This window comes from Vibrio rumoiensis 1S-45, assembly GCF_000286955.2.
Lineage (GTDB): Bacteria > Pseudomonadota > Gammaproteobacteria > Enterobacterales > Vibrionaceae > Vibrio > Vibrio rumoiensis_A.
Window position 1 is genome coordinate 60,219 of the sequence record NZ_AJYK02000082.1, and the last position, 20,869, is coordinate 81,087.

General features: G+C 40.9%; 18 protein-coding genes. All 18 read left to right on the plus strand.

Features of this window, described 5'->3' with window-relative positions:
• Positions 1–192: 192 nt before the first annotated feature.
• The 18 genes from pyrH to A1QC_RS11180 all read left to right on the plus strand — a co-directional run bounded on the left by pyrH (position 193) and on the right by A1QC_RS11180 (position 20,822).
• Positions 193–927: a UMP kinase gene (gene pyrH, locus A1QC_RS11095; RefSeq protein ID WP_017025882.1), complete on the plus strand. Its 735-nt coding sequence runs from the start codon at positions 193–195 to the stop codon at positions 925–927.
• 125 nt (positions 928–1,052) lie between these two features.
• The gene (frr, locus tag A1QC_RS11100) at positions 1,053–1,610 is read left to right on the plus strand and encodes a ribosome recycling factor (protein WP_017025883.1); all 558 of its coding nucleotides are present in this window, start codon (positions 1,053–1,055) and stop codon (positions 1,608–1,610) included.
• 83 nt (positions 1,611–1,693) lie between these two features.
• Positions 1,694–2,449 carry an isoprenyl transferase gene (locus tag A1QC_RS11105; protein ID WP_017025884.1) on the plus strand — a complete coding sequence of 252 codons (756 nt, stop codon included), beginning with the start codon at positions 1,694–1,696 and terminating at the stop codon, positions 2,447–2,449.
• An 11-nt stretch (positions 2,450–2,460) separates the two neighbouring features.
• A complete protein-coding gene (locus tag A1QC_RS11110; protein ID WP_017025885.1) occupies positions 2,461–3,306 on the plus strand; it encodes a phosphatidate cytidylyltransferase in 846 nt (281 codons plus the stop codon).
• A gap of 43 nt (positions 3,307–3,349) precedes the next feature.
• Positions 3,350–4,552, plus strand: coding sequence for a 1-deoxy-D-xylulose-5-phosphate reductoisomerase (ispC, locus tag A1QC_RS11115; RefSeq protein WP_017025886.1), 1,203 nt, complete (start codon positions 3,350–3,352; stop codon positions 4,550–4,552).
• A complete protein-coding gene (gene rseP, locus A1QC_RS11120; RefSeq protein ID WP_017025887.1) occupies positions 4,552–5,910 on the plus strand; it encodes a sigma E protease regulator RseP in 1,359 nt (452 codons plus the stop codon). Before ispC ends, rseP begins: the two co-directional genes overlap by 1 nt.
• Positions 5,911–5,964: 54 nt before the next feature.
• Positions 5,965–8,394, plus strand: coding sequence for an outer membrane protein assembly factor BamA (bamA, locus tag A1QC_RS11125; RefSeq protein WP_017025888.1), 2,430 nt, complete (start codon positions 5,965–5,967; stop codon positions 8,392–8,394).
• A gap of 30 nt (positions 8,395–8,424) precedes the next feature.
• Complete coding sequence (locus tag A1QC_RS11130) at positions 8,425–8,934, plus strand: OmpH family outer membrane protein (protein ID WP_017025889.1); 510 nt, start codon at positions 8,425–8,427, stop codon at positions 8,932–8,934.
• Positions 8,935–8,946: 12 nt separating this feature from the next.
• A complete protein-coding gene (gene lpxD, locus A1QC_RS11135) occupies positions 8,947–9,966 on the plus strand; it encodes a UDP-3-O-(3-hydroxymyristoyl)glucosamine N-acyltransferase (protein ID WP_017025890.1) in 1,020 nt (339 codons plus the stop codon).
• Positions 9,967–10,057: 91 nt separating this feature from the next.
• Positions 10,058–10,516, plus strand: a complete 459-nt coding sequence (gene fabZ, locus A1QC_RS11140) for a 3-hydroxyacyl-ACP dehydratase FabZ (RefSeq protein ID WP_017025892.1) — start codon at positions 10,058–10,060, stop codon at positions 10,514–10,516.
• A 15-nt stretch (positions 10,517–10,531) separates the two neighbouring features.
• Positions 10,532–11,320 carry an acyl-ACP--UDP-N-acetylglucosamine O-acyltransferase gene (gene lpxA / locus A1QC_RS11145; RefSeq protein WP_026025923.1) on the plus strand — a complete coding sequence of 263 codons (789 nt, stop codon included), beginning with the start codon at positions 10,532–10,534 and terminating at the stop codon, positions 11,318–11,320.
• 101 nt (positions 11,321–11,421) lie between these two features.
• Positions 11,422–12,594 carry a lipid-A-disaccharide synthase gene (gene lpxB / locus A1QC_RS11150; protein ID WP_017025896.1) on the plus strand — a complete coding sequence of 391 codons (1,173 nt, stop codon included), beginning with the start codon at positions 11,422–11,424 and terminating at the stop codon, positions 12,592–12,594.
• Positions 12,591–13,220, plus strand: coding sequence for a ribonuclease HII (rnhB, locus tag A1QC_RS11155; RefSeq protein WP_017025897.1), 630 nt, complete (start codon positions 12,591–12,593; stop codon positions 13,218–13,220). The genes lpxB and rnhB overlap by 4 nt, the downstream gene beginning before the upstream one ends.
• 102 nt (positions 13,221–13,322) lie before the next feature.
• A complete protein-coding gene (gene dnaE / locus A1QC_RS11160; RefSeq protein WP_026025924.1) occupies positions 13,323–16,802 on the plus strand; it encodes a DNA polymerase III subunit alpha in 3,480 nt (1,159 codons plus the stop codon).
• A 164-nt stretch (positions 16,803–16,966) separates the two neighbouring features.
• Complete coding sequence (gene accA / locus A1QC_RS11165) at positions 16,967–17,926, plus strand: acetyl-CoA carboxylase carboxyl transferase subunit alpha (protein ID WP_017025899.1); 960 nt, start codon at positions 16,967–16,969, stop codon at positions 17,924–17,926.
• Positions 17,927–18,107: 181 nt separating this feature from the next.
• Positions 18,108–19,469 carry a tRNA lysidine(34) synthetase TilS gene (tilS, locus tag A1QC_RS11170; RefSeq protein WP_017025900.1) on the plus strand — a complete coding sequence of 454 codons (1,362 nt, stop codon included), beginning with the start codon at positions 18,108–18,110 and terminating at the stop codon, positions 19,467–19,469.
• A 101-nt stretch (positions 19,470–19,570) separates the two neighbouring features.
• The gene (gene glnB, locus A1QC_RS11175; protein ID WP_017025901.1) at positions 19,571–19,909 is read left to right on the plus strand and encodes a nitrogen regulatory protein P-II; all 339 of its coding nucleotides are present in this window, start codon (positions 19,571–19,573) and stop codon (positions 19,907–19,909) included.
• A gap of 64 nt (positions 19,910–19,973) precedes the next feature.
• Positions 19,974–20,822, plus strand: a complete 849-nt coding sequence (locus A1QC_RS11180; RefSeq protein WP_017025902.1) for an endonuclease/exonuclease/phosphatase family protein — start codon at positions 19,974–19,976, stop codon at positions 20,820–20,822.
• The last annotated feature ends 47 nt before the right edge of the window (positions 20,823–20,869 follow it).

Genomic DNA, 20,869 nt, shown 5'->3' on the forward strand with positions numbered 1-20,869 from the left:
TTTTGTGAATAAGGTCAGCGAGTCTCATTGTTTGAGCTATTCGCAACGTTAATTGTTATCAATAGATATTACACTCAATTTATTTAGAACCGTTCTTACTTGAGTAGCTAACTAAGTGTTGCTAGTAACAACAATCTAAGTAACGTCTATCCATAACAGTTAATCAAAAACACTTTTTGAAAGGTAATCCCCATGACAACAAATCCTAAGCCAGCATATCAACGTATTTTGTTAAAACTTAGTGGTGAGGCCCTACAGGGCGCAGAAGGTTTTGGTATCGATCCAACGGTCTTAGATCGAATGGCTCAAGAAGTGAAAGAGTTGGTTGAACTTGGTGTTCAAGTTGGTGTGGTTATCGGTGGTGGTAACTTATTCCGTGGCGCAGGTCTTGCTGAAGCTGGAATGAACCGTGTGGTTGGAGATCATATGGGGATGTTAGCAACGGTAATGAATGGTTTAGCAATGCGTGATGCACTACATCGTGCTTATGTTAATGCGCGTGTTATGTCTGCCATTCCATTAAAAGGTGTGTGTGATGATTATAATTGGGCGGATGCAATTAGCCAGTTACGTCAAGGTCGTGTTGTGATTTTCTCAGCAGGTACAGGTAATCCATTCTTCACAACCGATTCAGCCGCATGTCTTCGTGGTATTGAAATTGAAGCGGATGTTGTTTTAAAAGCAACCAAAGTGGACGGTGTTTATACTGCTGACCCAGTTGCTAACCCTGATGCGATTTTGTGTGATAAACTCAGCTACAACAGTGTGCTTGAAAAAGAATTAAAAGTGATGGACTTAGCTGCTTTCACTTTGGCTCGAGACCACAAAATGCCTATCCGCGTATTTAATATGAACAAGCCGGGTGCACTACGTCGCGTTGTAATGGGTGAGCAAGAAGGCACACTGATTAGCGACCAAGCTGAATAAGTTATCGTTAATAATTTAAGCTTGTTGATATTATGACTTCTTAGGTTATAACTATTGAATCATTCAAAGAGAGTTGGTTATGTTTACGCCAACTTCATCCAGACAATAAAACACAAGGTGATATTGTGATTAACGACATTAAACAAGACGCTCAAGAGCGCATGGCAAAGAGTGTTGATGCTCTTAAAACTAACTTGTCAAAAATTCGTACTGGCCGTGCACACCCAAGTATTTTACAAGGTATTTCTGTAGAGTATTACGGAGCACCTACACCATTAAGCCAAGTTGCTAACATTATTGCTGAAGATGCGCGTACATTAGCGATTACGGTTTTTGATAAAGAATTAACACCCGCTGTTGAAAAAGCCATTATGAAATCTGATCTGGGTTTAAACCCAATGTCAGCAGGTACGGTTATCCGTGTACCTCTTCCCCCTTTAACGGAAGAACGTCGTAAAGATCTTGTGAAAATTGTTCGCGCTGAAGCTGAAGGCGGCCGTGTCGCGGTTCGTAATATTCGTCGTGATGCGAATGCTGATTTTAAATCTCTTTTGAAAGACAAAGACATTTCAGAAGATGAAGATCGTAAAGCACAAGATGAAATCCAAAAAATCACCGATGCAGCAGTAAAAAACATCGATGAAATGCTTGCGGTTAAAGAAAAAGAGTTAATGGAAGTTTAATTTCATTTTTCTGATTAAAAACGCTGTGCTGGACAGCACAGCGTTTTTTTATGCAAATTTTCTCTACAACAATGAATACAATAATGCCTAACTCCCAATTCTCATCAGATTTTTTGCCACAACATATCGCCGTCATTATGGATGGCAACGGACGTTGGGCTAAAAAACAAGGTAAACCGCGTTTATATGGCCACCGAATGGCGGTTAAATCCGTCAGAGAAACCATTAGCACAGCAAGTCGCTTAGGCATTAAAGCGATAACCTTGTTTGCATTTAGTAGCGAAAATTGGAAGCGTCCTGAAGAAGAAGTTAATTTGTTGATGGATCTGTTCATCACTGTCCTGACTCGTGAAGTCAAAAAATTACATAAAAATAATTTAAAATTACGCATCATTGGCGATAAAACTCGTTTTGGACAAGTATTACAGCAAAAAATTGCAGCGGCTGAAGAGCTAACAAAAGAGAATACGGGTACTGTCATTAATATCGCCGCTAATTACGGCGGGAAGTGGGATATTACTGAAGCGGTTAAAAAAGTAGCCGCTCAAGTAGCCGATGGTGAGTTAACGCCAGAGCAAATAGGCGAAAATACCATTTCTCAGCATCTCTCAATGGCCGATTTACCCGATGTCGATTTGATGATACGCACCAGCGGCGAATGCCGTATTAGTAATTTTATGCTTTGGCAAATGGCATATGCTGAATTGTATTTTACGGAATTATTTTGGCCTGAATTTAATGAACAAGCGTTGTTAGATGCGATTACTTGGTTTATTAATCGGGAAAGACGATTCGGTTGCACCAGCGAGCAACTTCAATCGCTGATGAAACAAAAATAAAGGAAGAAAGTTTGAAACAAAGAATTATTACAGCGTTAATATTAGCCCCACTTGTTGTTTGGGGTGTGTTTGAGCTTTCAATCCCTTTTTTCATTATTGCGCTGACAGCGGTAACGGTTATTGGCTTTTGGGAATGGACCCAATTTGTTGAGCCAAAATCACGCCAAGTAAGTTTAATACCTTCTTTGTTGGTACTTGCGCTCAGTTTTCTGATTTTTCCTTTTGACACCCTTCATTTATCAATGGTCATGCAGAGTCACTTATGGGTTCTGGCTGCGGGTAGTATTTGGTGGGTTTGTGCCAGTATATTAGCTCTTACTTATCCTAAAACGATCAGTATATGGCATGGCCGTATATCATTAAGACATGCATTTGGTATGTTGTCCTTGATTCCCTTTTTGTGGGCAGTGTTCTTGTTAAGAGCACAAGATTACGCCATCAATCCCTATCACGGTGCTAAACTGGTTATGTTTGTATGTCTACTTGTATGGGCTGCCGATACTGGTGCCTATTTTACTGGCAAGGCGATTGGTAAACATAAAATGGCGCCAAATGTCAGCCCAAATAAAACGCTTGAAGGACTATTTGGTGGTGTCGTGTTAGCGATGATCGTTGGTTGGTTTGGCTCTCAACTACTAAATATTCATTTCTCTAGTTTATTCGCTATGCTGGCGATTACTTTTATTACGGTTGTGATTTCGGTATTAGGCGATTTGGTTGAAAGTATGCTGAAACGAGTTTCAAATATTAAAGACAGCAGTAACATCATCCCTGGTCATGGTGGCATATTAGATCGTATTGATAGTTTAATGGCTGCTTTTCCTGTTTTTGCGTTGTTGTATTTTATTTGCCAATAACACTATCTTTTCTATACGTTCAAATCTAAGTGGTTAATTTTATATGCAAAAGATAACGATTCTTGGCGCGACTGGATCTATAGGCGCAAGTACATTGTCGGTCATTGCGCAAAATTCTAATGATTTTTCTGTTTATGCTCTAGCCGCAAATTCAAATGTCGAAAAGCTGTATCAGTTGTGCCTTGAGTGGCAACCTGAATACGCTGCAATGGCAGATAAATCAGCTGCATTTCAACTGGAAAAGAAACTGGCTTTAGTAAATAGCACTACGTCGGTTTTAGCGGGTACAGAAGGTTTATGCGAGATATCTTCTGCTTCATCGGTTGATATGGTGATGGCGGCCATTGTTGGTGCATCGGGTTTGCTGCCTACTATGTCGGCTGTGAAAGCAGGCAAGCGTATTTTATTGGCTAATAAAGAGTCATTGGTGATGTCTGGCCAGTTCTTCATTGATGCAGCTAAAGAATATGGTGCGCAAATTTTACCCGTTGATAGTGAGCATAATGCAATTTTTCAATGCTTATCTCAAACAGTGCAAACCGATCTTGGTTATTGTGATTTGAAAGAAAATGGCGTGGAATCAATACTATTAACAGGATCAGGCGGCCCATTTCGATACACTGATATTTCCACGTTATCTCAAGTTACCCCTGAAATGGCGATAGCACACCCCAATTGGTCTATGGGGCCAAAGATTTCAGTTGATTCAGCGACTATGATGAATAAAGGGCTTGAATTTATTGAAGCTAAGTGGTTGTTTAATGCTAAACAAGAACAGCTTAAAGTGTTAATCCACCCTCAGTCGGTAATTCATTCGATGGTTCAATATGTTGATGGCTCGGTGATAGCGCAACTTGGTGAACCGGATATGTGTACGCCGATAGCACTTTCTATGTCTTACCCAGATCGAATTCCATCAGGTGTTCAACCATTAGACTTTACTAAGATCGCGGATTTGACATTTTTAGCACCTGATCTGTCGCGTTACCCTTGCCTAAAGTTAGCTATGGAAGCTTGCTATATTGGGCAGCATGCGACAACAGCGATCAATGCTGCGAATGAAGTGTCGGTAGAGGCCTTCTTAGAGCACAAATTGAAATTTACTGATATTGCGATAATTAATGATAGAGTAATGTCTAAAGTGTGTGGTTTATCGACTCTTAATACAGAGAGTTTGGAAAGCTTACTTGAGCTAGATAGAATAGCTCGAATCTATGCAGAAGAATTAGTAGCAGAGCGTACGTAATGACAAGCATATTATGGAATTTAGCTTCATTTATTGTTGCACTTGGTGTTCTGGTTGCCGTGCATGAGTTTGGTCATTTTTGGGTCGCACGTCGATGCGGCGTTAAAGTCGAAAAATTTTCCATTGGTTTTGGTAAATCACTATGGAGTCGTACAGGGAAAGATGGTGTTGAATATTCAATATCCATGATTCCTCTTGGTGGTTTTGTTAAGATGCTTGATTCTCGTGTGGATGAAGTCCCTGAAGATCAAAAGCACCTAGCCTTCAATCATAAAAGTTTATGGAAACGTAGCGCCATTGTTGCTGCAGGCCCTGCTTTTAATTTCTTCTTTGCTATTTTTGCCTATTGGCTTGTTTTTATGATCGGTGTGCCTGCGGTAAAACCGGTTATTGGAGAAGTGACACCAAATTCGATTGTTGCAAAAGCAGGAATTGAATCTGGCATGGAACTAAAAGAAATTTCGGGCATCCAAACCACAGATTGGGACTCGGTTAATATGGCCTTAGTTTCACATATAGGCGATGAATCGATTACTTTGAAAGTGAGTTCACCTCAAGATGTTGGTGTTCAGCGAACGGTCACTTTAGACACTAATGAATGGAAGTTTGATCCAGAAGTTGATTCGGCAATGGCGACATTAGGCTTTCAACCTTACCGGCCAGAAATCATTTCTATTATTTCAAACGTCAGTAAAGGCAGTGCAGCGGAAAAAGCTGGTTTTGCCGTTGGTGATAAACTTCTTTCTATTGATGGTAAAGAGGTCGACGATTGGCAAGAGTTTGTGGATGCAGTTAAAGCCAAACCGTCACAGCCACTTGATTTACAAATAGAACGAGACGGTAATGAACAAACCATTACATTGATCCCTGAGAGTAAAACTTTAAAAAATGGTGACACAATAGGGTTTGCAGGTATTGCACCATCAATGGGACAATGGCCAGATACCTATAGATTTGAACAAAAGTTCGGCTTTTTTGAATCAATACCTAAAGCAGTAGAAAAAACAGGTCAGATTATTAATTTAACACTGACCATGGTGAAGAAATTATTCACTGGTGATGTCGGTATTAAAAATTTAAGTGGCCCTATAACTATTGCAAAAGGCGCTGGTACCACAGCTGACTATGGTTTAGTGTACTTCCTCGGTTTTCTGGCTTTAATCAGTGTTAACTTAGGTATTATCAATTTGATGCCATTACCTGTTTTGGATGGTGGACATTTATTATTTTTTGCAATTGAAGCGATTATTCGTCGCCCAATACCAGAAAAAGTTCAAGAAGTCGGGTATAAGATTGGCAGTGCAGCTATCTTTTCACTGATGTTAATTGCAATTTTTAATGATTTTGCTCGTTTGTAATGCCCGCAGTGGTTTAACAAGACCAAGAAGTATAAAGGATTAATAAGAACATTTATGGCGATCAAGCGTTTATGGATTACGACCTTGCTGATGATCAGCTCGGTTGCACAGGCTGAATCTTTCGAAGTTTCAGATATCAAAATCGAAGGCTTACAGCGTGTTGCTCTTGGTGCAGTGCTATTAAAAATGCCTGTTCGAGTAGGAGATACCGTTGATGAGCAAGATGCTTCATCTATTATTCAAGCACTGTACGCTTCGGGTAATTTTGAAGATGTGAAAGTGTATCGTGATGGCGATGTTTTACTTGTTAAAGTGAAAGAACGCCCAACGATTGCCGATATTTCATTTTCTGGTAATAAAGCAATTAAAGACGAGCAACTTACACAAAATTTGGATGCTTCAAGCATTCGTGTGGGTGAAGCTCTTGACCGAACAAAGCTCAGTACTATTGAAAAAGGCTTAGAGGACTTTTACTACAGTGTTGGTAAATATAACGCGACAGTAAAAGCAGTGGTAACACCTCTTCCTCGTAACCGTTCAGACCTTAAATTTGTCTTTACGGAAGGCGTTTCAGCTAAAATCCAACAAATCAACTTTATCGGTAATACAGCATATACTGATGATGAACTCCTTTCTCGTTTTGATTTAAACGCTGATGTACCGTGGTGGAATTTCTTAGCTGATGAGAAATACCAAAAACAAGTTTTAGCGGGTGATATCGAAAAATTACGTAGTTATTATTTCGATCGTGGCTATTTGAAATTTCAAGTGACCTCGACCCAAGTATCGATTTCTCCGGATAAGAAAGGTGTTTATATTACCTTGAATCTAGATGAAGGCGAACCGTATACCGTTAAGTCTGTTAACTTCCGTGGTGATCTGATTGGCAAAGATGATGACTTTAAGGCAATGGTGCCTTTTCAGGTTGGTGATACCTATAACGGCTCTTTAGTTACAGGCCTTGAAGATAGTATTAAGAAAACGTTAGGTGAATCTGGATATGCGTATCCAAAGGTACAAACCATTCCTGAGTTTGATGACGTTAGTAAAGAGGTGAAATTAACGGTTCAGGTGGATCCTGGTAGCCGTATTTACGTACGAGATATTCGTTTTACTGGTAATAACATTACTAAAGATGAAGTGTTACGCCGTGAAATGCGCCAAATGGAAAGTGGCTGGCTGAACTCTAAATCAATTGAAACCGGTAAAGCTCGTCTAAACCGACTAGGCTACTTTGAAACGGTTGATGTTCAGACACAACGCGTCCCAGGAACGGATGATCAAGTTGATGTTATCTATAACGTTAAAGAAGCCAATTCGGGTAGTGTGAACTTTGGTGTGGGTTATGGCACTGAATCCGGTATTAGTTTCCAAGTCGGCTTGCAACAAGACAACTTCTTAGGTTCAGGTGATCGCATCGGTATTAATGCGATGACCAATGATTATCAAAAAAATATCAGTTTAGACTACCGAGATCCATATTGGACACTCGATGGTGTGAGCCTTGGTGGTAAAATATTTTACAATGAATTTGAAGCTTCAGAAGCGGGTATTGTTGACTATACCAACCAAAGTTATGGTACAGATTTAACGTGGGGCTTCCCGATTGATGAGCTTAACTTTATCGAGCTTGGTATTGGATACACTCACAATAAAATCTCTAACGTTGATCCCTATGTTCAGAACCAAGGGTTCCTAGATACACAAAAAAGTGCTGGGAATTATGACACTGAAACAGGTGAGTTAAATGTAAATGATTTTGATATTAACATCGCTTGGACACGTAATAACTTAAATAAAGGTTATTTTCCAACAGCGGGTAACCATCAACGTGCAACTTTTAAAATTACCGTACCTGGCTCTGACGTACCGTATTATAAAATGCAATATGATGCGAAACAGTATATCCCACTGACGAAGAAACAAGATTTTACACTCTTACTTCGCGGTCGATTAGGGTATGGTAATGGTTATGGTTCAACGAATGGCAATGATAATTTATTCCCATTCTATGAAAACTATTATGCTGGTGGTTTCTCTTCATTACGTGGTTTTGGGTCGAACTCAGCAGGGCCTAAAGCAGTGTATGATGAAGGCGGTGCTAATGGTGGTAATAATCCAAATTATGTTGCTACAGATGAATCTGTCGGTGGTAATGCAACTGCAACGGCAAGTGTCGAACTGATAGTGCCAACGCCATTTGCATCAGAAGAGTTGCAAAATTCATTACGAACCAGTGTGTTTGTGGATCTAGCAAGTGTTTGGGATACAGAGTTTAATTATCGCGAAGCTGATGCGAATATGGCTGGTAAGGATTATTACTATGATTATTCAGATCCGCTGACATACCGCTCGTCATATGGTATCGCGTTACAATGGGTATCGCCTATGGGGCCTTTAGTGTTCTCTATGGCAAAACCAATTAAAATTTATGAAGGTGATGATGAAGAATTCTTTACCTTTACGATTGGTCGAACGTTCTAATTTTAAGCCTTTTTTTGTAAGGAAATGATAGTGAAAAAATTTATTAAAGTCGCTGGTATCAGCTTAGTTATCTTAACGTCTTCTTTAGCTGCTACTGCAGCACAAGCCGCTGAAAAAGTGGGTTATGTAAATACAGCTAAAGTCTTCCAAACGTTGCCACAACGTGAAGCTATCGCTAAAAAGCTTCAATCTGAATTTAAAGATCAAAAAGCTCAATTAGATTCGATTCAGAAAAAAATTCAAACTAAGATGGATAAAGCTCGTCGCGACGGCCAACTTCTAAGTGAAGATGATATGCGTAAGCTGCAAATTGAAATCGGTACACTTCAAGCTGAATACAAAGTTAAAGGCCAAGCGTTAGAGCGTGATGCTCAGAAACGTGAAGGTGCAGAAAAGCAAAAGCTGTTTGTTAAAATCCAAGATGCAGTTAAAAAAGTATCTGAGCAGCAAGGTTACGACATGATTATTGATGCACAAGCACTTCAATATGCAAAACCTGGTTCAGATATCACTGATTCCGTAATCAAAGCACTTAAATAATAGAATTCAATGATGCCAAAACTTACTCTTGCTGAATTAGCAGCAATTACGGGCGGCGAATTGCATGGAAACGGTGATCTTACCGTTTCTACTATTGCTGCTATGGATAAAGCAAGTGAAGGTCAAATTACTTTTTTGACCAATGCCAAATACCGTAAGCATTTGAGCGAATGTAAAGCGACCGCTGTCTTGATTAAGTCAAGTGAGTTGGAACTTTGCCAAACCAATGCGATTGTGGTTGATGACCCGTATTTAGCGTTTGCTCTTGTAGCGCAAGCATTAGATACAACACCTGAACCGGCGAGTTGTATCGAAGCTTCAGCCTATATTGCTGAAGACGTCGTTCTAGGTGAAGGTGTTTGTGTTGGTCATAATGCAGTGATTGAATCTGGTGCTACATTAGGTGATAACGTCGTTATTGGCGCAGGATGCTTTATTGGTAAGAACACCACTATTGGTGCTAATACGAAAATGTGGGCGAATGTGAGCATTTATCATAATGTTGTGATTGGTGAGTCTTGCTTAATTCAGTCTAATACCGTTATTGGTGCTGATGGGTTTGGTTACGCCAATACCAAAGGTGAATGGGTGAAAATCCCTCAACTTGGCTCTGTTACCATTGGGAATCGTGTTGAGATTGGTTCTTGTACTACGATTGACCGTGGTGCCATTGATGATACTGTAATTGAAGATAATGTGATCATCGATAATCACTTGCAGATTGCTCATAATGTTCATGTTGGTTATGGAACGGCTCTTGCTGGTTCTACCACTATCGCCGGCAGTGTGAAAATTGGTAAGTACTGTATTATAGGTGGAGCATCTGTTTTAAATGGTCATATTGAAATTGCAGATGGTGTGACTATCACAGGTATGGGCATGGTAATGCGTAGCATTCCTGAGAAAGGCATTTATTCATCAGGTATTCCACTGCAAACCAATAAAGAATGGCGTAAAACGGCTGCTCGCACTCTTAAGATCGATGATATGCATAAGCGATTAAAAACGTTAGAAAAGAAATTTGAAGATTAAGTCGGTCTGACTTTTATAAAGGCCTGCCCATTGCAGGCCTTTTTCGTTTATAATCGGCATCGATGTTATTTTTAAGATTATTCATAGGATAATGATTTTGACTACAGAAAATAAAACACTAAATATTACTGAAATCAGGGAACTACTACCTCATCGCTACCCATTCCTATTGATTGATCGAGTAACAGATTACCAAGAAGGTAAATATCTTATTGGTTTAAAAAACGTTTCAGTAAACGAACCGCAATTTACCGGCCATTTTCCACAATTACCGATTTTCCCAGGTGTGCTTATTTTAGAAGCGATGGCACAAGCGACTGGTCTATTAGCATTTAAATCATTTGGTGCTCCGACTGAAAATGAATTGTATTATTTTGCCAGTATCGACAATGCAAAATTCCGTAAACCAGTAGTGCCAGGTGATCAACTGATTATCGAAGTCGAATTTCTAAAAGAACGCCGTGGTATCGCATTATTTAATGGTGTTGCAAAAGTTGATGGTGATGTTGTTTGTTCAGCAGAACTAAAATGCGCACGCCGCGAATTCTAAAGAGTTAATATGTCTATGATCCATGAAACTGCTCAAATTCACCCTGCAGCTGTGGTCGAAGAAGGCGCGATAATTGGCGCGAATGTAACCGTCGGCCCTTTTACTTATATCACTTCAACGGTAGAAATCGGTGAAGGTACCGAGATCATGTCACATGTGGTGATCAAAGGTCATACTGTTATTGGTAAAGATAACCGTATTTTCCCACAAGCTGTGATTGGTGAAGAAAACCAAGATAAGAAATATGGTGGAGAAATCACCAAAGTTATCGTTGGTGATCGCAATGTGATCCGTGAAAGTGTTCAGATCCACCGTGGTACCACCCAAGATAAAGCACAGACTGTTGTCGGTAATGATAATTTATTGTGTGTGAATGCGCATATTGCTCATGATGTTATTGTGGGAAATCATACGCATATTGGCAACAATGCCATTCTAGGTGGCCATGTAACGGTTGGCGATTACGCAGGTGTGATGGCTCTATCAGCTATTCACCCATTCTGTACGGTTGGTGCTTACGCTTATGTGGGTGGGTGTTCTGCTGTAGTGCAAGATATTCCTGCGTATGTTTTAGCTCAAGGTAACCATGCTTCTCCATTTGGCCTAAACCTTGTTGGTTTGAAACGTAATGGCTTTGAAAAGCCGGAAATTCGCGCCTTACAAAAAGCTTATAAAGAAATTTACCGTACAGGTAAAACACTTGAAGAAGTGAAGCCTATTTTAAAAGAAATGGCAAAAGAGTGGCCTTCAGTTGCTCGTTTCTCTGAGATGTTGGAAACAACTGAGCGCGGTATCATTCGTTAGAATTCAGGCTAGCGAGTGTGATACAGTTTGTCATTGAAAGGTCTAAATTGCTTAGGCCTTTTTTATTGAAGTGATTTTATTGATTAAGCCAAAGGTATGATATGTCTCGTCCATTAAGAATTGGTGTGATTGCTGGAGAATTATCAGGTGATACGTTAGGTGCAGGCCTGATCAAAGCGATCAAGGATCTTCATCCTGATGCAGAATTTGTTGGTATTGGTGGTCCACAAATGATGGCAGAAGGTTGTCAGTCGTTATTTGAAATGGAAGAACTATCTGTTATGGGCTTAGTGGAAGTGCTGGGTCGATTGCCACGTTTACTTAAAGTCAAAAAAACGATTGTTGAGCACTTTAAACAAACCCCACCGGATGTCTTTATTGGGATTGATGCACCTGATTTTAATCTGCGCGTTGAGTTAGACTTAAAGCGTGCTGGGATTAAAACCGTCCATTATGTTAGTCCATCCGTTTGGGCTTGGCGTCAAAACCGTATTCATGGCATCGCAGAAGCAACCAATTTAGTATTGGCTTTCTTGCCATTTGAAAAAGCTTTTTACGATAAATTTGATGTCCCATGTGAATTTATTGGGCACACTTTGGCAGATACCATACCACTTGAAACCGATAAAACTGCCGCGCGTGAAGCACTAGGTTTAGATCAAAGTAAAACATGGCTTGCTGTCCTTCCTGGAAGCCGTGGTTCGGAATTAAAAATGCTGTGTGAGCCCTTCATACAAACTTGTCAAAAGCTTGCACAGAAGCATCCTGAACTTGGCTTTGTCGTGGCGTTAGTCAATCAAAAGCGCCGTGAGCAATTTGAAGCCGCATGGCAATCTATTGCGCCAGAGCTTCACTTTGAATTGATTGATGGTACCGCTCGAACGGTTATGGAGGCTTCAGATGCAGTTATGCTAGCTTCAGGCACCGTAGCGTTAGAGTGTATGCTTGTTAACCGTCCAATGGTCGTCGGATATCGGGTGAATGCCTTAACCGCATTTATTGCAAGACGTATGTTAAAAACGCCTTATGTATCATTACCCAATATTCTGGCGGATAAAGAATTAGTAAAAGAACTTCTTCAAGAAAATTGTACACCAGAAAATTTAACTCAAGAAATAGAGCGTTTACTGTCGGAAGAAGGGCAAGAGATGCAAGCTGCTTTCCATGAAATGCATCAATGGATCCGTAAAGATGCCGATGTTCAAGCGGCACAAGCGGTATTACGTTTAATTGACCCGACATTAATTGCTACTGACCATGAGAATGCCCAATGAGTGTGATATTACCTGATTTTGAATACCCCCAAGGTTATCAGATTTTTGCTGGGGTCGATGAAGTGGGGCGTGGCCCGCTAGTCGGCGCAGTGGTGACCGCAGCTGTTATTTTGGATCCGAATAATCCAATTGAAGGATTAAACGATTCTAAAAAATTATCTGAAAAAAAACGTTTAGCCTTATTACCTGAAATAAAGGAAAAATCTTTATCGTGGTCTTTAGGTCGCTGTGAAGCTCATGAAATTGATGAGCTCAATATTCTGCAAGCGACCATGGTTGCAATGCAAAGAGCGATTGCAGGGCTGTCGATCTCTCCTGAGTTTGTGCTTATTGATGGTAATCGTGTCCCTGCACTTCCTATGCCAAGTTTAGCGGTCGTGAAAGGGGACTTACGCGTGGCCGAAATAAGCGCAGCTTCGATTATTGCCAAAGTGGCAAGAGATGAAGAAATGAAGCAATTGGATAGTAAGTACCCTGAGTTTGGTTTTGCTAAACATAATGGTTATCCTACCAAAGCACATCTAGCCGCCATTGAACAGCATGGTATTAGCGACCACCCTGAATTATTGGCGCAATATAGAAAAAGCTACAAACCCGTCAAAAAAGTGCTGGGTATAACTGAATAAAATATATCTCCAAGTTACTTGGAGATAAAAACATTAAAATGATTGTTGCACCTTCGTTTAGCCCTTACACTTTCACCAATAATGGTTAAAAACAGTAAATCTATGTCCGATCCTAAGTTTGTACATCTTCGCGTCCACAGTGATTATTCCATGGTTGATGGCCTGTCAAAAGTGCCGCCCTTGGTAAAAAAAGTTGCCGAATATGGCATGCCAGCGATGGCCTTGACCGATTTTACGAACTTATGTGGCTTGGTTAAGTTTTACAGTACAGCCCATTCATGTGGGATCAAGCCAATCATCGGGGCTGATTTTACCCTTCAATCACCAGATTTTGGTGATGAACTCACCAAAGTGACAATTCTGGCGAAAAATAACGCTGGGTATAACAACCTGACATTATTGATTTCAGAAGCCTATCAACGTGGTCATGTACAGCATCAACCTGTTATAGATAAAGAATGGTTAGTGAATCACAAAGAAGGATTAATCATCCTATCGGGTGGGCGTGTCGGAGAGGTCGGGCGTGCCTTACTGAAAGGAAATCAGCCTTTAGTTGAGCGTTGTATTGATTTCTATCAAGAGCACTTTCCTGAGCATTTCTATCTTGAGCTTACCCGTACGGGGCGTGCCGATGAAGAAAGTTATTTGCATTTCGCCCTTGATGTTGCTGAGCAATATGATTTACCTGTGGTGGCGACCAATGAAGTGGTTTTCTTAACCCCTGATCAATTTGATGCGCATGAAATACGTGTCGCTATTCATGATGGATTTACTCTTGAAGATCCAAGGCGGCCTAAAAACTACAGTGCTCAGCAATATTTACGCACTGAAGATGAAATGTGCGCACTGTTCAAAGATATTCCAGAAGCGCTACAAAATAGTGTTGAAATAGCAAAACGCTGTAATGTTACGGTTCGTTTAGGCGAATACTTCTTACCTAACTTCCCAACGGAAGGTCTTTCTATAGAAGACTTCTTGGTGAAAAAATCACAAGAAGGTTTAGAAGATCGTCTTGAATTTTTATTCCCAGATGAAAAAGTGCGTTTAGAGCGTAGACCCGATTATGATGAGCGTCTGCAAATTGAACTCGACGTGATTAACCAGATGGGGTTTCCCGGCTACTTCTTGATCGTAATGGAATTCATCCAATGGTCTAAAGATAATGATATTCCAGTTGGCCCAGGCCGTGGTTCTGGTGCGGGTTCGTTAGTCGCTTATGCGCTAAAAATCACCGATCTTGATCCATTAGAATATGACTTACTGTTCGAACGCTTCTTGAACCCAGAACGTGTTTCCATGCCCGATTTTGATATCGACTTTTGTATGGATAAGCGTGACCGAGTTATAGACCACGTTGCTGAAATGTACGGTCGTGATGCGGTATCGCAGATCATCACATTTGGTACCATGGCAGCAAAAGCGGTTATTCGTGATGTTGGTCGTGTCCTTGGTCATCCTTATGGCTTTGTTGATCGTATTTCAAAGTTAGTGCCGCCTGATCCTGGCATGACGCTGGCTAAGGCATTTGATGCCGAGCCGCAGCTACCTGAAATTTATGCTGCTGATGAAGACGTTAAAGAACTCATCGATATGTGTCGTATTTTGGAAGGTTGTACCCGAAACGCGGGTAAGCACGCTGGTGGCGTGGTGATTTCACCCACCACTATTACTGACTTTGCGCCTATTTATTGTGATTCGGATGGTAACTTCCCGGTAACACAATTTGATAAAAATGATGTAGAAACTGCTGGTTTAGTTAAATTCGACTTCTTAGGGCTTCGTACTTTAACCATTATTGATTGGGCCTTGGGGCTGGTGAATCCAAGATTACAAAAAGAAGGGAAAGATCCAATTCGAATTGAATCGATTCCTTTAGATGATCCTGCGTCATTTCGAGTTCTACAAAATTCTGAAACCACTGCGGTATTCCAACTTGAATCACGCGGTATGAAAGACTTGATTAAACGTCTTCAGCCGGACTGTTTTGAAGATATCATTGCACTGGTGGCATTATTTCGCCCAGGCCCCTTACAGTCAGGCATGGTAGATAACTTTATAGACCGTAAACATGGTCGAGAAGAGGTGTCTTACCCTGATTCCACTTGGCAACATGAGTCACTAAAAGAAACGCTGGAACCGACTTACGGCATCATCCTGTACCAAGAACAGGTTATGCAAATTGCTCAGATTCTTGCCGGTTATACCTTAGGTGGCGCTGATATGCTGCGCCGCGCAATGGGTAAGAAAAAGCCAGAAGAAATGGCTAAACAGCGTTCTATATTCAAATCGGGCGCTGAAAGCATTGGTGTTGATGGCGAGTTATCGATGAAAATCTTTGACTTGGTGGAAAAATTTGCCGGTTATGGATTTAACAAATCACACTCAGCAGCTTATGCACTTGTTTCCTATCAAACCTTATGGTTAAAAACTCACTACCCGGCTGAGTTCATGGCAGCAGTAATGACCGCCGATATGGATAACACTGAAAAAGTCGTCGGGTTGGTGGATGAATGTTTACGCATGAATTTAAAAGTGCTGCCACCGGATGTCAATTCAGGTTTATACCGCTTTAACGTGAATGAAGATGGTGCCATTGTTTATGGTATCGGTGCGATTAAAGGGGTGGGTGAAGGTCCGATTGAAAATATTATTGCTTGCCGTGAAAAAGGTGGTCATTTTAAAGATTTATTTGATTTTTGTGCCCGTGTTGATCTAAAAAAATGTAACAAACGGGTAACAGAAAAATTAATTCAAGCTGGAGCACTTGATCGTTTAGGTCCACATCGAGCTGCCATGATGGCATCTTTAGATGAAGCGGTAAAAGCGGCTGGGCAATTTCACCAAGCGGAATCTTTTGGTCAGTCGGATATGTTTGGCGTATTAACGGAAGCACCGGAAGAAGTTGAACAAGCGTATGCTCAAGTGCCGAAATGGCCTGAAAAAGTATGGCTAGAAGGTGAAAGATCAACCTTAGGTCTATATTTAACAGGGCATCCAGTGAATGCGTACCTGAAAGAGTTAGGCAAATACACTCAGTGCCGTTTAAATGATTTACAACCAACTCGCCGTGATCAATCGATGACGGTTGCCGGTTTAGTGATTGCTTCTCGGGTTATGACCACCAAACGTGGGACTCGAATTGGCTTAATGACATTAGATGATCGCTCTGGTCGTTTAGAAGTTATGCTGTTTTCAGATGCCTTAGACAGGTATGCTGAATTGCTAGAACAAGATAAAATTGTGGTGGTTTCCGGACAGGTCAGCTTTGATGACTTCAATGGTGGGCTTAAAATGTCGGCCCGTGAAGTCATGAGCTTAGCGGATGCGCGTGAAAAGTATGCCAGAGGATTGTCGATTTCCATTGATGAGTCTCAAATTGATGGTAAGTTTTTTGAAAAGTTTGGCCGTATTTTAGAGCCTTATCGTGCAGGAACTGTCCCTGTAAATATTTATTATCAACGCCAAAACGCGAGAGCAAAACTAGCGTTAGGGGTTGAATGGCGGGTAACGCCAGAAGATGATTTAATCGACGAATTGAAACTTCTTATTGGTTCTAAGCAAGTAGAACTCGAATTTAACTAAAGAACAGGGCATTATTAGACGTTATTATTCATGGAATTGATTGTCGTTGTGTTGACACAACCTATATCAATGTTCATTTAGAATATTTATTCGCCATGCTCTGAACTGCTTTTTATTGCACCTAATCTGCGATGAAAAATTAAAATGATATAAAGGATCCATTGATGAGCCTAGATTTTCTTGAATTTGAAAAACCCATTGTTGAACTTGAAGCTAAAATTGAAGCTTTACGTGAAGTTTCACGTCATGGTGGTGATACCTCTGTTGATTTGGGTAAAGAGATCAGCCAATTAGAAGCCAAAAGCTTAGAGCTGAAGAAAAAAATCTTTGGTGATTTAGGCGCATGGCAAGTTGCCCAATTAGCACGTCACCCAAAGCGTCCATATACGCTTGATTACATTGAGCATGTTTTTACTGAGTTTGATGAATTAGCGGGTGATCGAGCTTATGCCGATGACAAAGCGATTGTTGGTGGCCTTGCACGCTTAGAAGGTCGTCCTGTAATGGTGATTGGTCATCAAAAAGGTCGTGAAACCAAAGAAAAAGTACGTCGTAACTTTGGCATGCCTCGCCCTGAAGGCTACCGTAAAGCTTTGCGACTCATGGAAATGGCAGAGCGCTTTAATATTCCTATTATTACTTTCATTGATACTGCTGGTGCTTACCCTGGTGTGGGTGCAGAAGAGCGTGGGCAATCTGAAGCGATCGCACGCAACTTAAAAGTAATGTCTGGCCTTAAAGTACCGGTGATTTGTAACGTTGTTGGTGAAGGTGGTTCAGGTGGTGCGCTGGCAATAGGCGTGGGCGATTATGTCAACATGTTGCAATACTCAACCTATTCAGTTATTTCACCAGAAGGTTGTGCCTCTATTTTATGGCGTGATTCGGATAAAGCACCACAAGCGGCAGAAGCGATGGGCTTAGTTGCACCTCGTCTAAAAGAGCTTGGTTTGATTGATTCGATCATCGAAGAGCCATTAGGTGGCGCTCACCGTGATTATATAGGTATGGCTGCTAATATGAAATCGACTCTACTCGCTCAACTTGAAGAGCTAGAACCGTTAGATAACGATAACTTGCTTGAGCGTCGTTACCAGCGTTTAATGAGTTACGGTTACTGCTAAGCTCAGAAGTTTAATGCCATCGTTTAAGTGAACTTATCTAAGTGAACTGAATAGGCGAGTAAGATAAAGCGGGCTGAGGCTCGCTTTATTTGTTTTTGTTTTCCGCATAATTGTTTTATACCAATATCTTTATGATCAGCCGTTGGCTGGAACTGGTATAACACTTGCAAATAGGAACCACATGCTCTATCCATTTTTTTCTCAGCAATTGAATCAACATGCCTCTGTAGGTACGCATTTTGTTGTGGCGTTGAGTGGTGGGTTAGACTCGCGTGTGCTACTGCATCTGTTAGGACGCTTTAAACAAGAACATCCTCAGTTTACCTACCAAGCGGTACATATTCATCATGGTTTAAGCTCTAACGCTGATCACTGGCTTACATCTTGCCAAAAATGGGCAAAGCAAGCCGACATTCCATTTTCTTATGAAAAAGTGAAGGTAGAACAGGGATCCAGAGTGAGCCTTGAGCAAGCGGCTCGTAACGCTCGCTATCAAGCCTTAGATAATTATATTGATGATAATAGTATTCTACTTACTGGGCAGCATGCGACGGATCAGCTTGAAACATTCTTGTTGGCACTAAAGCGAGGAAGTGGCCCTAAAGGTTTATCCGCCATGCCAAAATTTTCATCATTTTCCAATGGGTATATTATGCGACCCTTCTTGAGTATCCCTCGAAAAGAGATGGAAACTTATGCTCAACAAATTGGATTGCAATGGGCCGAAGATGAAAGCAATCAAGATACTCGGTTTGATCGAAACTTTATTCGACATCAAGTGACTCCTATTTTACAAGAACGCTGGCCAAATATAGAAAAAACCATCGCGAGAAGTGCGTCGTTATGTGCAGAACAAGAGTTATTGCTGCAAGAGCTTCTAAATGAGCGTTACAGAGGCATGATTGCAAATGATGGGTCGATATCGATTGATAAGTTAAAGAACCAATCAGAGGCGGCTAAAGTCGCTTTAATTCGAATGTGGTTAGAGGAACAAGATCAATTGATGCCGAGCGCTAAGCAAATGGAACATATTTGGCAAGATGTTGCGTTAGCAAAAACAGATTCTGCTCCTGTTTTTCGGTATGGGCAAACCCAAATTGGCCGGTTAAAAGAACGACTGTATGCTTTTAAGCAAACCCAAGATCTGTCTTCAGTGACCTTAGAATGGGATATTCAAACCCCACTGAATTTACCTGATAATTTAGGGCAGCTTGTTTTAAAACCGGTTACTAAAGATTGTGTATTTTCAGCTGAGCATTTATCGGCAAAAAGTATTCAAACTTTGTCTTTGCCTTGCGAAGTTCATACGGTGTTGGTGATATTTAATGCCGCGGGAATTCACGCTCACCCAGAGTCTCGCACACATGGACGAGCATTAACGAAATTATTAAAAGAGCATCCTATTCCAACGTGGTTGCGTCATCGTATTCCATTTATTGTAGATGGCAGTGAATTGATTGCTGCTGCTGGTCTTTGGGTTGGGCAGTCTTATTCTGGCAGTCAATACCAGTTAATTTGGTTAGATAAGAAGCCACAGCGATAAAATTCTCTTCTCAATAATCTTAGGTTAGAAGCAGAGGCTTTTCTCAATCTGAGTTGAGGGGTATACTCAGATTAATTTCAGTGTTTTAGGGATAGGAACCAATGAAAAAAATAGAAGCAATTATCAAACCATTCAAGCTCGATGATGTACGTGAAGCTCTTGCCGAAGTGGGTATTACTGGCATGACAGTCTCTGAAGTGAAAGGTTTTGGTCGTCAAAAAGGCCATACTGAGCTTTATCGTGGTGCAGAGTATATGGTGGATTTCTTACCTAAAGTAAAATTGGAAATTGTCGTGTCTGATGATGTGTTAGATGCTTGCATTGATTGCATTATGCAAACCGCACAAACTGGCAAAATCGGCGATGGTAAGATTTTCGTTAGTGAAGTGGAACGCGTTATCCGAATTCGTACTGGTGAAGAAGACGACGAAGCGGTATAAATCACGTCAATTGAAAGGAGGCTTCGGCTTCCTTTTTTGTTGGTGACAATCGTCAGGATCATGCATGAAAATAAAGCACTATTCATTCCTCTTACTTGCGATCATTGCAGGTTTAACTATTGGTTACTTTAGCGTGTTTACGGTTCCGAAAACGCCTGAACTTATCTCAATTAATCAATCAGACATTCAAACCGATTGGTATTGTCGCCAACCATCTAATATCACTTCAGAGCCTATTGATAAGAATGGAGAGTTCAATCTGGTTGTTTGGAATATTCATAAACAAGGCGATGCTGGTTGGCAATCCACTTTGGAAGATTATGGTAAAAACACGCAGTTATTGATGTTACAAGAAGCCACCTTGACGGAAAGCTTTCAAAAATGGTTGGCGAGTCAAGAGTGGGTAGCCAATCAAGTGAATGCGTTTAAAGTCTTTGGTGAAAGCGCTGGTGTGCTGAATCTTTCGAGTGTTTTACCTAATAGAGCGTGTGCTTATACGGCGGTAGAACCATGGATTTTACTGCCTAAATCGGCTTTGTATGCTCGTTACCGTTTATCGAATGGGCAAGAACTTGTGACAATTAACTTACATGCTATTAATTTCACGTTAGGGACAGAAGACTTTCAAACTCAGATTAATCATTTAGAGCGAGCAGTTAAAAAACATGAAGGCCCAATGATTATTGCTGGTGATTTTAATACATGGAGTGAAGGGCGGTGGCAGGAGGTTCGTTATATTATGGCGAAACTCTTCATGCAAGAAGTGACGTTTAAGCCCGATCACCGCCGTCGCTTTATTAATGACTTAGCCTTTGATCATGTGTTTTATCGTGATTTGAATGTTTTGGAAGCTTCCTCACTAGTAACGACCGCTTCTGATCATAACCCTATGATGGTGAAGTTTAGCCTATAAGTAATGACTTCGTCTTCGAGCGTAAACAAAAGAGCCTCTGATTTATC